This window comes from Arthrobacter sp. zg-Y179 (assembly GCF_020907345.1).
Classification (GTDB): domain Bacteria; phylum Actinomycetota; class Actinomycetes; order Actinomycetales; family Micrococcaceae; genus Arthrobacter_B; species Arthrobacter_B jinronghuae.
Genome location: NZ_JAJJOB010000002.1, coordinates 23,975 through 37,843 on the forward strand (window position 1 = coordinate 23,975; position 13,869 = coordinate 37,843).

At 66.2% G+C, this 13,869-nt stretch carries 13 protein-coding genes and 1 tRNA gene; 9 read left to right on the forward strand and 5 right to left on the reverse strand.

Features of this window, described 5'->3' with window-relative positions:
- The first annotated feature begins 9 nt into the window (after positions 1–9).
- Together LOC56_RS00515 and LOC56_RS00520 are read left to right on the forward strand one after the other, a co-directional pair.
- Positions 10–879: an FAD:protein FMN transferase gene (locus LOC56_RS00515; RefSeq protein ID WP_229949538.1), complete on the forward strand. Its 870-nt coding sequence runs from the start codon at positions 10–12 to the stop codon at positions 877–879.
- Complete coding sequence (locus LOC56_RS00520; protein WP_229949540.1) at positions 876–2,393, forward strand: FAD-dependent oxidoreductase; 1,518 nt, start codon at positions 876–878, stop codon at positions 2,391–2,393. The genes LOC56_RS00515 and LOC56_RS00520 overlap by 4 nt, the downstream gene beginning before the upstream one ends.
- A 250-nt stretch (positions 2,394–2,643) precedes the next feature.
- Here the strand turns inward: LOC56_RS00520 and LOC56_RS00525 are convergent, their stop codons facing one another.
- Entirely contained in the window at positions 2,644–4,521 is a 1,878-nt protein-coding gene (locus LOC56_RS00525; protein ID WP_229949542.1) for an HNH endonuclease signature motif containing protein, read from the reverse strand.
- Positions 4,522–4,802: 281 nt separating this feature from the next.
- On the opposite strand from LOC56_RS00525, the gene LOC56_RS00530 reads away from it, so the two are divergent.
- Positions 4,803–4,875: transfer RNA gene (locus LOC56_RS00530), tRNA-Arg, on the forward strand.
- A gap of 157 nt (positions 4,876–5,032) precedes the next feature.
- On the opposite strand, the gene LOC56_RS00535 is transcribed toward LOC56_RS00530, so the two are convergent.
- A complete protein-coding gene (locus LOC56_RS00535; protein ID WP_229949543.1) occupies positions 5,033–5,500 on the reverse strand; it encodes a DUF6176 family protein in 468 nt (155 codons plus the stop codon).
- Between the two features lie 201 nt (positions 5,501–5,701).
- Here LOC56_RS00535 and LOC56_RS00540 point away from each other — a divergent pair, with 201 nt between their 5' ends.
- The 6 genes from LOC56_RS00540 (at position 5,702) to LOC56_RS00565 (ending at position 11,221) form a co-directional block, all read left to right on the forward strand.
- The gene (locus LOC56_RS00540; protein ID WP_227918289.1) at positions 5,702–6,280 is read left to right on the forward strand and encodes a TetR/AcrR family transcriptional regulator; all 579 of its coding nucleotides are present in this window, start codon (positions 5,702–5,704) and stop codon (positions 6,278–6,280) included.
- A 154-nt stretch (positions 6,281–6,434) separates the two neighbouring features.
- Positions 6,435–7,220, forward strand: a complete 786-nt coding sequence (locus LOC56_RS00545; RefSeq protein ID WP_229949546.1) for an ABC transporter ATP-binding protein — start codon at positions 6,435–6,437, stop codon at positions 7,218–7,220.
- Positions 7,217–7,936, forward strand: coding sequence for an ABC transporter ATP-binding protein (locus LOC56_RS00550; protein WP_229949548.1), 720 nt, complete (start codon positions 7,217–7,219; stop codon positions 7,934–7,936). The genes LOC56_RS00545 and LOC56_RS00550 overlap by 4 nt, the downstream gene beginning before the upstream one ends.
- The gene (locus LOC56_RS00555) at positions 7,936–8,814 is read left to right on the forward strand and encodes a branched-chain amino acid ABC transporter permease (RefSeq protein WP_229949550.1); all 879 of its coding nucleotides are present in this window, start codon (positions 7,936–7,938) and stop codon (positions 8,812–8,814) included. Before LOC56_RS00550 ends, LOC56_RS00555 begins: the two co-directional genes overlap by 1 nt.
- Positions 8,811–9,944 (forward strand): branched-chain amino acid ABC transporter permease, encoded by a 1,134-nt coding sequence (locus LOC56_RS00560; protein ID WP_229949551.1) that lies wholly within the window; start codon positions 8,811–8,813, stop codon positions 9,942–9,944. Before LOC56_RS00555 ends, LOC56_RS00560 begins: the two co-directional genes overlap by 4 nt.
- Entirely contained in the window at positions 9,944–11,221 is a 1,278-nt protein-coding gene (locus tag LOC56_RS00565; RefSeq protein ID WP_229949553.1) for an ABC transporter substrate-binding protein, read from the forward strand. Before LOC56_RS00560 ends, LOC56_RS00565 begins: the two co-directional genes overlap by 1 nt.
- A gap of 97 nt (positions 11,222–11,318) precedes the next feature.
- Here LOC56_RS00565 and LOC56_RS00570 read toward each other — a convergent pair whose 3' ends face one another.
- The 3 genes from LOC56_RS00570 to LOC56_RS00580 all read right to left on the reverse strand — a co-directional run bounded on the left by LOC56_RS00570 (position 11,319) and on the right by LOC56_RS00580 (position 13,842).
- Positions 11,319–11,771 (reverse strand): MaoC family dehydratase, encoded by a 453-nt coding sequence (locus LOC56_RS00570; RefSeq protein ID WP_229949554.1) that lies wholly within the window; start codon positions 11,769–11,771, stop codon positions 11,319–11,321.
- Between the two features lie 2 nt (positions 11,772–11,773).
- On the reverse strand, positions 11,774–12,547 hold the full coding sequence (gene fabG / locus LOC56_RS00575; RefSeq protein WP_229949556.1) for a 3-oxoacyl-ACP reductase FabG: 774 nt from the start codon (positions 12,545–12,547) through the stop codon (positions 11,774–11,776).
- Between the two features lie 320 nt (positions 12,548–12,867).
- On the reverse strand, positions 12,868–13,842 hold the full coding sequence (locus tag LOC56_RS00580) for a GlxA family transcriptional regulator (protein WP_229949954.1): 975 nt from the start codon (positions 13,840–13,842) through the stop codon (positions 12,868–12,870).
- Between the last annotated feature and the right edge of the window lie 27 nt (positions 13,843–13,869).

Sequence of the window (13,869 nt, forward strand, 5' to 3'; positions counted from 1 at the left end):
ACAGCACCCGTGCACACCCTGGGGTTCGAGGCGATCGGTACGCAGTGGTCCCTGTCCACTGCCGCACCCCTGGATCCCGTCACCCGGACTGCGGTCGCGGACGCAGTGGAGAGCTACGACAGGACCTATTCGCGCTTCCGCTCCGATTCCACGGTTGCGCGTATGGCCGAAGCGGCAGGCAGCTTTGTCCTGCCCGCTTCGGCTGCGCCGCTGCTGCGGCTTTTCGATTCGCTGCAGCAGATCACCCGTGGTGCAGTGAATCCGCTGGTGGGGCGCTCGCTTGAGGTGTTGGGGTACGACGCCGGGTACAGCTTCCTACCCTCCGGACCGCCCGCGCCCGCAGCGGCGTGGACGGATACGGTGTCCTGGACCACCGACGACCGGGGAACCGTACTGACCACTGCCGCTGAAGTGACCTTCGATATCGGTGCTGCCGGAAAGGGCCAGCTGGTGGACCTGGTCAGCGAGGTCCTGGAAACCGCAGGCCACCGGGAGTACGTGGTGGACGCCGGGTCGGACCTGCGCCATGCCGGCGCCGCTCCCCTGCGGGTTGCGTTGGAGCACCCGTATGACACGAAGCGGGCCATCGGGGTGCTGACCCTCTCGGACCGTGCATTGTGCGCCTCGGCTGTCAACCGCCGGCAGTGGGGCGACGGACTGCACCACGTGCTCGACGCCCGCACCGGATCCCCGGTGGACACTGTGGCGGCCACATGGGTGCTGGCGTCGGACGCGATGACGGCCGACGGCCTGGCCACTGCCCTGTTCTTTGCCGAGCCGCAGGAGCTGGCCGGTGCGTTCGCCTTTGACTATGTCCGGATGTTCACCGACGGCCGGGCCGACTATTCCCCTGCAATGGCTGGAGTCCTATTCCCATGAGCATTTCCGCCCCCGCCGCTCCCCGTACGCTGAACACCTTCCTGGGGCGTTGGACCATGTACCGGTTCACGGTCTGGGTGCTGCTGGCAATTGCTGCCTGGTCCTTTGTCCTTTCCTTCGCCGGGGTGCTGTTCTACACACCGGCAGAGCTGGGAGCGACGGCGGTAACGGCGGTGGCCTCCACCCTCATCACCAGCCGCGTGGCCGGGCTGCTGCTTCGCACCCGCCCGCAGACCGACTCCTCTCTGATCACCGGCCTGCTTCTGTTTTTCCTCTTCTGGCCCAGTACCGACGGTGCGCAGCTGGGTTGTGTGGCCCTGGCCGGAGCAGTGGCGACGGCTTCCAAATATCTCCTGGTGTTCCGGCGGCGGCACATCTTCAACCCGGCTGCCGCGGGGGCGTTTGTGGTCGCAGTGACCGGGCTGGGCGGTGCTGTCTGGTGGGTGGCGACTCCGGGCATGCTGATCGTTGTCCTTCCTGCCGCCGCCCTGGTGCTGTACCGGAACCGCCTGCTGCCGATGGCCGGGGTTTTCGCCCTTACTGCTGCCGTTGTTGTCCTGGCCCGCTTCCTTGCCGGCGGCGAATCCGTCTCCTACGCCCTGGCCACCATCGTCGGAAGCTATCCTCTGGTGTTCCTGGCCGGCTTTATGCTTACCGAACCGCTGACCCTGCCTCCGTTGCGCTCCCAGCGCCTGGCGGAGGCCGTCGTCGTCGGCGTTCTTTTTGCCGTGCCGCTGTCCCTGGGTCCGGTGATGATGTCTCCGGAGCTGGCGCTGCTGATCGGGAACGCCCTGGCGTTCGCGATGGGCCAGCGCGGAGCTGTCCGGCTGCGGCTGCGCGAAACCCGGGAACTGACCCCTACGGCCCGTGAGCTGGTGTTCGAGCCGACACGTCCCGTCCGCTTCCGTGCCGGCCAGTACGTGGAGCTTGCCGTGCCGCATTTTGAGCCGGACTCCCGGGGATCTCGGCGTATTTTCAGTATCACCACTGCACCCTCGGACCCCGGCACGGTGGCGGTCGGGCTGCGCGTGGCCGAACCAGGGAGTACCTTCAAGACCGCTCTGCTGAAGATGCGCCCCGGAGCGGAGGTGGCGGCCACTGCCGTTGCCGGGGACTTCCTGTTGCCTCGGGATGCGCGGAAACCGGTGCTCATGATCGCTTCCGGTATCGGTATCACTCCTTTCATCAGCCAGCTGCGGCAGGTCCGCGGCGAGGACCGGGACATTGTGCTGGTCTACGCGGCGTCCTCCGATGAAGAGCTTGCCTATGCCGGGGAACTGCAGGAACTGGGGGTTCGGGTTCTGGTCTGCACGCCGTCGGATCCGGGGATCCCGGGCTGGACCTGGTTGGGTCCGGGGCTCCCCGATGCTGCGGTCCTGCGTGCGGAGGTTGCTGACCTCAGTGGCCGTGCTGTTTACGTTTCCGGCTCGCCCCAGGCGGTTGCTGCTGCCCGCAAGGCCGTTCGGAGTGCCGGCGGCAGGCGGGTCCGCACCGACCCGTTCCTGGGGTACTAAGCACGCAAGGCCGCTGGAAGTGTTGTCCCCGCGGCCCATCCGTCTGACAATCTCCAAGTGTTTACCCGGCGGCATAGCCTGCAGAGCAACAAGGTGTTCCAGCTCTGAGACTCCATAAAGAGCACGGGGAAAGGCCGCAGGCCCGCTAGATGCAGGCCGCTAGATGGTCGGCTGCTCTAGGCGCGAGTCCAGGCTTGTACCCGCGGACCTGCTGCCGGGGTTGCGACAGCGGTCCTCCTGGGCGGGCCGCTCAGAACGGCGGCACCTGTTCCGGTTCCGTCTGCTCAGGGTCCGTTCGCGCATGGTCCTGCCGCGGATCAGGTGCCGTGTCCGGTGAGTCGAATTCCAAAAACGGTTCTGTGCGATAGACACGTCCGGTCGGCGACGTCCACTCAAGAACCCCGGTTTCGGGCTGGCACGCTTTCCAGTAACCGAGCGTCTTGAACCGGTGGTGCCGCCGGCAGAGGTGTTCCAGGTTTCCGTGGTCGGTGGGGCCTCCTTTTGCCCAATCGATGGTGTGGTCAATGTCCGCGTTCGCGGTGCTGACCCGGCAGCCGGGGAACCTGCAGGTCCCGTCCCGGGCCCGGAGCCATCGGCGGAGCCCGGCCGGGACTTTTCGACGCCGTCCTACCCCGAGGATTTCACCTGTTTGCGGGTTCTGGACCAGTCCGGTCCAACCGACGGCGTTGCGGGCCAGCCTGCGGGCGGCTTCGGCGCTGATGGGGCCGTAGCCGTGCAGTTCGGCGGGCTGGTCGTCGGCACCGAAGAGGGTTTCGGCGTTGATCAGCACCATGATTTCCGCCCGCGGGACGATTCCCTCGTCCGGTCCTGATCCCGCGTCCGCTCTGGCCTCCATATCGGGGTAGCCTTCCAGTCCGCCGTCGTTCTCCGGGCCGCCGTCAAAACCGAGGTTTCCCTCGTTCTGTCTGGTTCTGTCAGTGTCGCCGCCGGTATGCACGGCCCTGCTGTTGTTTCCGGCCTCGCCGGTGCGCCCGGGGCCGCGTTGACCCCCTCCCGTCGCGAAAAGTCCCCGATTGCCGCCCATCAGCAGCTGCGCCAGAATATCCGCACGGAGCTGGTCCGTGGTCCTTGAATCCCCTCCTGCCTGCTCGCCTCGGGCCGCAGTGCTGAGAGCGCTGTAAATCTGCTGGGCTTCCGCAGCTCGCAGATGGGCCGACAGGCAGGACATGCCGTCCTCCTCGTGCTCGAGCGTCACCCGCCGCTGCTCAAATGCACTCAAATGCCTTTTGCTGACAGTGTCCGGAAACTTCCTTTCGCGCAGCCGCCGGGCCTTGCAGGAGAACTGGGCCCGGGTCTGACCGGGTGCTGCTGCCAGCAGGTCACCCTCAAATTCCGGTAGTGCACCCGCTGGCACGTTTTGGCACTGGTCCAGGACCACCTGCGCGTGCTGGTAACTCAGCTGTCCTTCTTCCAAGGCGGTCAGGGTGGCGGTATGGGTGCTGCACAGGTTGAGCGCCTCGCTCATCATGCGCTGGGCGGTGACCTGCGGAATGTTCAGAATGGCTGCACATTCTGACGCTGCCAGGCTGAACGCCATCCCGGGCTCGAGCCGCCCCGAAGCGGCGTGGAAGCTGTCCCGGAAGATCTCCTGCATCCGGACCATCAAACGGGCCTCCAGTGCCTGCACCCAGGACATCAAATGCGCCATCCGGGACAGGGCTTCACCGACCATGTGCTCGTCAAAGGCTTCAAGGTTCTGCAGCGCCAACGTCCCGGTGAATCCGTCCGGGTAGGAGGCAGAACTATCAGCTCCGGAATCGGGGGTGGCGGGAGCCCCTGATTCTGGGGCGGGAGTTCCGGAATCGGTTGGCTCGGGAAGGCCAGCCCCGGCATCAGGAACAGGATTGCCGGCTGGCCGCGCGTCAGCCTCGGCGTCGTTCTCGGGAGTGGCAGCAGAAGTAGGTGTACCCGGGGCAGCGGCCCCGGCAGGGGTACCCGAGGCAGCGGCCCCGGCAGGGCCGGCAGGCTCGACAGCAAGTTCCGCCCGGTAGACCGCCAGAGTGACGGGAGAGCAGGGCGCCTCCTCGGCACCGGCCTGCCCTTCCGGCCGCTGGTTCTCACCGCTCTGCTCTTCAGTTATCGGTTCTGTATTTCCGAGCTGATCCATGCCTCAGGATTTCATCCGGCACTGACATTTCCGGCCCGAAAACGGCCCCCAAACGGCGCTCCCGAAGACCGGAAATACCCGTCTTTCGAAGGCCACTACCTACCCGCACAAACAAACCAGCATGGCCGGTTTTCAGCCGACGCGATTAAAGCCTTCGGGAACGACACCGGAAACGAGTCCGGCGCCCGGCCCATCCGCAGTAGCAGCAGGTTTTCCCCGCCCGGCTGAAACCTGCTAAGCTTCTTGAGTCCCACAGGACCTGCCGGTTTACCGGAGTCCTTGCCCTCGTAGCTCAGGGGATAGAGCGGTTGCCTCCGGAGCAACAGGCCGTAGGTTCGAATCCTATCGAGGGCACATTGAGACATAAAAGAAGAACCCCGCAGCCCCCGGCTGCGGGGTTCTTCTTGTTTTTGCGCCTGCGCCTAGTCCCCGGCAGCGCCCCAGCGCCCGGAGTCCCCGGCAGCGCCGGCAGCGCCCCAGCCCGCGGAGTCCCCGGCAGTCTGGCTAGCCCCTAGGCCCCGGAGGCCCCCGAGGCCCCAGCAGAACCGGCATCCTCGACGGCGGCACGCACCGCCGGCGGGCAAAGGAAGAACCGCGGCTGAAGCTCCTCCCACCCGGGATGCTTGGTCTTTTTCCCGTACTCCAGGTGCGCCTGGTCCAAGGGATTGTCGGGTACGAGCCCGGGGCTGTCATTTCCCATCAGTTGGAAGTGGTACATCCACCAGGACCCGTCCGCCTCCTGGTTCAGGAACGTGGCCTCCAGTGCCATGAGTTCCCGGCCCAGGGTGGCCAGGCATTCGTCGTAGCGCTCGTGGAGCATCGTCATCCAGTCGTCGAACGAGGACTCGCGGGAATCCAGCAGCCGTGCCCTGCTCAACTCCATCCGCATGCCCTGCGGCACGGACGGCGGCATGGTCCAGCCGGGGAAGTCCCGGGCAGCAGGCTCAAACGGAATGGGCGGGTGCGCGTAAGGAGTCATGCGCATGACTTTAGGGGAATCACCGAGGACGCACGGCACGCTTCACTCCCGGGCTGAAGGCGGTGACACGACCGTCCGCCGGAATTCTTTCCGCCAAACCCTTGCGCGGGCCTCCCCCATCGGGGTTATGGTGTTCGCACATACCAACCGGTCGGTTCCTGCCGCCGGTCCGCATCACGAGAAACCCGGACACCACCCCGCATGAAGACCCTGAACATCAAAGAAGAGCTCGCACGGACCTCCGTGGAGCTTTTCGCGCGGCACGGCTACGCAAAAACGAGCGTGCAGCAGATCGTTGACGCGGCCGGGGTGACAAAGGGCGCGCTTTATCACTACTTCAATTCCAAAGACGACCTGCTCTTTGACATCTATGACCGCATCCTGACCCTCCAGCGCGAGCACCTGACCGAGATCATCGGGCGGGGGCTGCCGGCAGTTGAAACCATGCGCCTGGTCTGCGAGGACGTGATCATGACGTCCATCGACTGGATCCGTGAAGGATCCGTGTTCTTCCGCTCGCAGCACATGCTCAGCGAGGACCGCCAGGAGGAAGTGAAGCGGAGGCGACGCGAATACAACGAGGCGTTCACCGCCCTCCTGGTCCGCGGCCAGTCCGACGGCGTCTTCCGCACCGATATTCCGATTCCGGTGCTGGCTGCCAACTTCTTCTCCGACCCGCACTATCTCTCGTACTGGTACTCCCCCGGAGGATCCATCAGCCGCGAACAGGCGGCCGCGCAACTGACCGATCTTTACCTGGCCGGACTGCAGGCAAAGTAAGCGATTTACCGCACCTGATCAGCACCGCAGCACCGCAGCACCGCAGCACCGCAGCACCGCACCACGGCACCTCCTCGATACAGCACCACCGCACCTCCCGCACCACCTTCGAGACAGCATCACGCAAGGTAAGAGCAGAGACGATGGAGTACTCATGCAGGAGCAACATACCGACCGGTCGGAACTGCCGCGTCTCCGCCTGGACGGCATCACCGTCCGGTTCGGCGGCCTCACGGCGCTGGACTCGGTGTCCCTGGACATCCCCGCAGGCAGGATCGTGGGGGTGATGGGTCCAAACGGAGCAGGAAAGACCACCCTGTTCAACGTGATCTGCGGGGTGTTCCCGCCCACGGAGGGCAGCCTGGAGCTGGATGGACAAGGCTTTACCCCTCGTCCGCACGGCCTGACCCGCTCCGGGGTAGCACGCACCCTGCAGGGGCTCGGCCTGTTCCCCGGACTGACCGCACTGCAGAATGTCACGGCAGGTTTGGCTGCCGGCTCGGGCCGGGGGCTCGATCTCCTGGCCCTGCCCGGCTCCGTCCGCCGAGAAGCCCGGCTCGCGGAGCGGTCGATGGAAGCGCTGGAGGCCCTCGGCATCGGCGGGTACGCTGCGTCCCTGCCCGACACCCTCCCCTACGGCATCCGCAAAAAGGTGGCCCTGGCCCGCGCACTGGTAAGCGGACCGAGGCTGCTGCTGCTGGATGAACCTGCCGGCGGGCTCAGCCACGACGATATTGAGGAACTGGCCTCCATCATCCGCACCGTGCCCGGCGACGGCTGTTCGGTGGTGCTCGTGGAACACCACGTGGACCTGGTTATGGAGGTCTGCGACCGCATCGCCGTACTGGACTTCGGCCGCCTGATCGCCGAAGGAACACCGGCCGAAATCGGTGCCGATCCCGCCGTCGCAGATGCCTACCTGGGAGTTGAGGTGGCATGACCGCCGCACTGGTATTGGAAGGCGTCAGCGCAGGTTACGGCGCCGTCCGGGTACTGCACGGAATCGACCTTTCCGTACCGGAAGGCTCCATCACCACCGTCGTGGGGGCCAACGGCGCCGGCAAGACCACCCTCCTGCGGACCATCACCGGCCAGCTGCGGCCCTCGGCCGGCAGTATCCGCATCAAGGACGGCAAGGACCTGACCCGCGTACCGGTCGAGGACATGGTGCGCAACGGCGTCGCACTGGTCCCCGAAGGCCGCGGCGTTATCACCGAACTGACGGTGGATGAAAACCTGCGCCTGGGCGGGCTGTGGCGGAAGGACCGTAAGGCAGCGGATGAGGTGCTCACCGGGATGTACGAACTCTTCGAGCCCCTTGCCCGACGCCGGAAGGCTGCCGGACACCAGCTCTCCGGCGGCGAGCGCCAGATGCTTGCGCTGGGGCGGGCCCTGATGGCCGCACCGTCGCTCCTCCTGCTGGACGAGCCGTCCCTGGGACTGGCCCCCAAGGTGACCGCACAGATCCTGGGTATGCTGCGCCGCCTCCGCGACGACACCGGCCTGACCGTACTGCTGATCGAGCAGAACGTCCGGAGCGCGCTCGCGGTCGCGGACCACGGGGTAGTACTCAACCTCGGCCGGATTGTCGCCTCACGGCCGGCAGCCGAGCTGGCCGAAGACACCGATCTCCGCCACACCTACCTGGGGTTCTAATGGACAGATTTCTTTTCCTCACCTTTGACGGCCTCGCCCGCGGCGCAGTACTCGCTGCCTTCGCGCTCTCCCTGGTGCTGATCTGGCGTGCAGCCCGGATCGTGAACTTTGCGCAGGGCGCCATGGCGGTGGCGGCAACCTACATCGCCTTCACGGTCACTGCCCTCACCGGAAGCTACTGGGCGGGACTCGCCGCTGCCCTCGTAGCGGGTTTCCTCATCGGAGCCCTGGTGGAGCGCGGCGTCATGCGCTTCGTGGGCAACAGTTCCGCCCTGAACCCGGTCATTGCCGGGCTGGGCCTGCTGATGCTGATCCAGGCCATCCTGGGCATGGTGTTCGGGAACAGCTACCGGACCATGGTTACGCCGTTCAGCTCAAACCCGGTGGAGATCTTCGGCATTACCGTCTTCTCCTCCTATGACCTCTTCGTTTTTGCCTGCATAGCCCTTTTGGTAGGCGGACTGGTCCTGCTGTTCACCAAGACGCCTCTGGGACTGCGGCTGCGGGCCTCCGCCTTCGCCCCGGACCTGGCCCGGCTCCTCGGCGTGCGGACCTCGCGGATGCTCACCCTGGGCTGGGCCATGTCCTCCGCCCTGGGCGCGCTCGCCGCCCTGTTGGTCATCCCCACCGAGCTGGGACTCAATCCGCATGCCGCGGACACGGTCTTCGTTTATGCGTTCACCGTTGCCGTCATCGGCGGACTGGACTCCCCCGCCGGTGCCGTTCTGGGCGGACTGGCCGTGGGGGTGCTGCTGAGCTGGGTCAGCGGCTACGGGGGCGCCACCCTGGCCCCCATCGCCATCCTGCTCCTGCTGCTGGCCGTGCTGCTGGTCCGCCCCGGCGGAATCTTCTCCATGACCAAGGAGCGAACGGTATGAGCGTCACCAAGAGGTATGGCTTTGCCGGGGCCGCAATGGTCCTGCTGATCGGACTGACGTTTGTCATTCCGTCGTTCTCCTCGTACCAGCTCGCCACTGCCTGCGCCTACCTGTGCGGCATCGCCGGGCTGACCCTGCTGACGGGCGCCGGCGGCCAGCTGTCCCTTGGGCAGGCGGCCCTCATGGCTGCCGGAGCCTACAGCTACGCACTGACTGCCAATACGATGGCCGACGCCGGCATGGAGGGCCCGCTGCTGCTCCTGGTGCCGCTGGCTGCAGCTGTCATCGGTGCAGCCGTCCTCGGCCTGGTGATCGGACTCGCTGCCGGGCGGCTTCACGGCCCCTATCTGGCCGGCTTCACCATGGCGCTGGTGGTGGCCCTTCCCGCGGTCACCAGCACGTTTTCCTCGGTGCTCGGCGGCGACCAGGGGTTGTGGATCACCGTGGAAAAACGCCCGACGGCGCTGCGCGGCATTGTGTCCAATGAGGCGTGGCAGGCGTGGCTCGCCGTCGTCTGCTCCGTCCTGGTCCTGACCCTGCTGGCGAACCTGCTGCACGGACGCTTCGGCCGGCATCTGCGGGCCGTGCGGGACAACCCAGTGGCGGCGGCGCTCGCCGGCATCAACCCGGCCCGCACCAAAGTCACGGCCTTCGTCATCAGCTCCGCCGCGGCAGGGATGGGCGGCGGCCTGCTGGCCTACACCACGCAGAGTGCCGGTCCAGGGGCCTACTCACTGGTGTTCTCCCTCTTCCTGCTTATGGCCGCCGTGGTCGGCGGCATCGGTTCCCTGACCGGAGCAGTATGGGGTGCCGTGCTCCTGGTTGCCCTGCCGCATCTGATCAGCACGGCCACTTCCCGGCTCGAACTGTCCACGGACCTGGCCCAGCGGCTGGACGGGAACCTTGCGGTTGCCATCTTCGGACTGGTCCTGGTCCTTGTGGTGCTGCTTGCGCCGCAGGGCATCCAGGGCCTGCTGGTCCGGGCCGGCCGCCGGCTGGGTCAGGCCCGTTCCGTTTCCGTCCCGCCGCAGTCCCCCAAACCCGCACCATCACCATCATCCAGTACACCAACCCGGTTATCCGCCCGGCACGAGCCAGAGCAGCTACCGGCAACCCCGAAAGGTCAATGATGATCCGTTCCAAGCTCCGACTGGGTACCGCCGTCCTTGCCGCCGCTGCCCTCGGCCTGGCCTCATGCGCTTCACCGGACGAAGGAGGCGAGGCAGCCGCCGAAGATGTTCCCGGGATCACCGAGACCACCGTCACCGTCGGCACCCACCAGCCGCTCACCGGACCGGCAGCGGCCGGCTACTCCACGATTTCGCCGGCCACGAAGGCATACTTCGATTACGTGAACGATAACGGCGGAGTCAACGGCCGCACCATTGAGTACATCGTGAAGGATGACGGCTACAACCCCGCCAACACCCAGACGGCGGTACGCGAGATGGTGCTCCAGGACGAGGTCTTCGCCCTGGTCGGCGGTCTCGGCACACCGCCGCACAGCGCTGTCCTGGATTTCGTGAACGACAACGAGGTGCCGGATCTCTTCGTGGCTTCCGGCAGCCCCACCTGGAACCAGCCCGAGGACTACCCGTATACCTACGGCTTCATGGTGGACTATCCCACCGAGTCACGGATCCTCGCCACCTATGCGCAGGAAGAGTTCCCCGACAAGACCTACTGCTTCTTCGGCCAGGATGATGACTTCGGCGAGGAATTCCAAGCGGGGCTTGAAGCGGTGCTCGGAGAGGACGGCCTGACCGACGCCCAGGTCTATTCCACGGCCAATACCGATGTCGCGGCGCAGATCAGTGCCATGAAGGAAGCCGGCTGCGAAGTGAACTTCCTGGCCACCATCAACGGCTTCAGTGCCCAGGCTGTGGGGACGGCGGCCAAACTCGGCTACTTCCCGCAGTGGATGGCTTCCTCGGCCGGCGGGGATTTCAACACCCTGTCCGGCTATCTGGGCGAGAACACGAACAAGTTGCTGCAGGGCTTCGTCAGCGCCAACTACCTCCCGGGCTACTCGGACACCGAGGACGAATGGACGGCAAAATTTCAGGAGATCAACGAGGAATACAACGCCGGGGCACCGTTTGACGGCAACACCATTTTCGGAATGTCCATCGGCTACCTCTTCGTCGAGGCACTCAAGGAAGCCGGGGAGAACCCGACCCGGGAATCCCTGCTCGAAGCACTCGAATCCGGCAACGTCACCGGCAACGGCCACGCACCGCTGGGCTTCGGCGAAGACAGCCACCAGGGGTACACCGGAGCGATGCTGACCCGGGTGGACAACGGCGTGCAGTCCTACTTCGGAACCCCGTTCGTGGTAACAGGTGACGAGGTGGAGGAATACACCGAAGAACGGCCTGCGATGCCGGCAGACGGCCTGCCTGAGTAGGGGCAGCGCCGGCCACCGGCACGCAACCAGCCCAATCAACAGGAGGGCCCGTCCAATCGGACGGGCCCTCCTGTCTGTTGCAGTACCGCAGGCTCCGCTACCCCAGCACGTAGAGCGAAATCGACTCCGCGACGCAGGCAGGTTTGTCCACGCCCTCAATCTCGATGCTGACCAGGAGTTTGACCCGCACGCCCTGCGCCACGGTCTCCACCGAGGCGATCTCCGAGCGTGCACGGACACGGCTGCCCACCGGCACCGGGTGCGGGAAGCGCACGCGGTCCAGGCCGTAGTTCACACCCATCACCATGCCGTCCACGCGGAACCGGCCGGAGGCGAGCGCCGGCAGCAGGGCCAGGCTCAGATAGCCGTGCGCAATGGTGCTGCCGAAGGGCCCCTCGGCAGCCCGTTCAGGATCCACATGGATCCACTGGTGGTCATCAGTGGCCTTGGCGAACAGGTTCACCCGCTCCTGGTCGATGAGGACCCATTCGCTGGTCTCCTGGCGCCCCACTGCTTCCTCGAGTTCCTGCACGGAACCGAAATGCGCCACCGCTAGGCCTTCGGTCCGCCGGCTACGTAGAGCACCTGTCCGGAAACGAACGAGGCCTCCTCGCGGGCAAAGAAGGACGCCGCCGCAGCGATGTCCGCCGGGGTCCCGGCCCGCCCCACGGGGATCTCCTTCGCCGCGTGCGCCACGAAGTCTTCGAACGGCACTCCCACGCGTTCCGCCGTCGCCCGTGTCATGTCTGTCTGGATGAAGCCGGGGGCAATCGCGTTGACCGTGACGTTGTAACGGCCCAGTTCGATGGCCAGTGTCTTGGTGAAGCCCTGGATGCCTGCCTTGGCCGCGGCGTAATTCGCCTGGCCGCGGTTGCCGAGGGCGGAGGTGCTCGAGAGGTTGATGATGCGCCCCCATTTTTGCTGCACCTGGTGCGCCTGCACCGCCCGGCTCATGAGGAACGCTCCGCGCAGGTGCACTCCCATCACGGCGTCCCAGTCCGTATCCGTCATCTTGAACAGCAGGTTGTCCCGGAGGATGCCGGCGTTGTTGACCAGGATGGTGGGCGCTCCCAGCTCCCCGGCGATGCGGCCCACCGCCTGCTCGACGGCGGCGGCATCGGCGACGTTGGCGCCTACACCCACGGCCTTGCCGCCGGAGTTGTTGATGGCCTCCACGGTCGCGGCCGTGTCCTCCTCCCGCAGGTCAAGGACGGCGACGCGGTGTCCGTCCGCTGCGAGCCGCATGGCAACTGCGGCGCCGATCCCGCGTCCTGCTCCGGTGACGACGGCGGTGCGCTGGTCCAAGGGTGCTGGTGCCTCTGTCATGTCTCTCCTGCCGGTGGCGGCAGCCCACTGAGTGTGTGCTGCGTCTCTTTTGCCGAGGGTACCGACCGGACGGTACGGGCGCAACGGGAGGCGTGCCCAGGGATTCCGTGCGGCGCGCACCCCGGGCCGGGCCGGGCCACCCGGTGTACACCTGACGGGCGTATGCCGAGCCCAAAACCCCGTTATCTGTACTCTCGGCGCGCACCCCAGGCCCACCCGCCACCCGGTGTACACCTAACGGGCTTATCCGGCGCCCAAACCCCCGTTATCTGTAATCTCGGCACTCAACGCGCACCCCAGGCCGGGCCGCCAGGCGAGCCTCAGCGCTGCTGCGGCGCAGCCACACCGCGGAAGGTCCGACGGTAGGCGGCCGGGCTGGCTCCTACATTCCGGTGGAAGTGGTGACGCAGCAGTTCGGGCTGGCCGAAGCCGGAGGCCCGTGCCACCTCGTCAATGCTGAGATCCGTATCCTCCAGCAGTTCCTGCGCGTAAAGCACCCGCTGTGCGTTGATCCAGGCGCCCGGAGTTGTCCCGGTTTCGGCCCGAAAACGGCGTGCGAAGGTCCGCGGCGACATGGCGGCCCGGGATGCCAGGTCCTTGACGCTGTGCTCCTGCGCGAGGTGTTCGCCGATCCATTCCAGTACCGACTCAAGGGTTTCGCATGAACCGTTAGGCACCGCCCGGTCAATGTACTGCGCCTGTCCCCCGTCCCGGTGGGGAGGCACCACCATGTCACGGGCGATGGCAGCGGCAATCTTTGCCCCGCATTCAATCCGGACCAGATGCAACGCCGCATCAATGCCGGCAGCGGTTCCGGCGCTGGTGATGATGTTCCCGTCCCGGACGTACAGCACATCCGCATCCACCCGGACGGCCGGGTAGCGGGCAGCCATCTCCGCCGAGTACATCCAGTGCGTGGTGGCCCGGCGGCCGTCCAGCAACCCGGCTTCGGCGAGGCGGAAGGCGCCCGTACAGATGCTCATCACCCAGGCACCCCGCTGATGGGCACTGCGCAGCACGTCCAGTACCCGTGGATCGGTCTCCGCCTCGTAGTCCCCTGCAGGAGCCATCACCACGAGGTCCGCATCCGCCGCTGCCTCAAGCCCGGAGTCCACCGTGATGCTGAACCCGGCCTTGGTGGACACGGGGCCCGGGTCCGGAGTGCACAGCCGGAAATCGAATGCGGGAACTCCCCCGCCCCGCTGGGAACGGTCGATGCCGAACACCTCGACCATCACGCCGAACTCGAACGGCGCGACGCCGTCCAGCACTATTACCGCTACTGATTGGAGCATGCCGTAAGTGTGCTCCTCCGGTGGCAG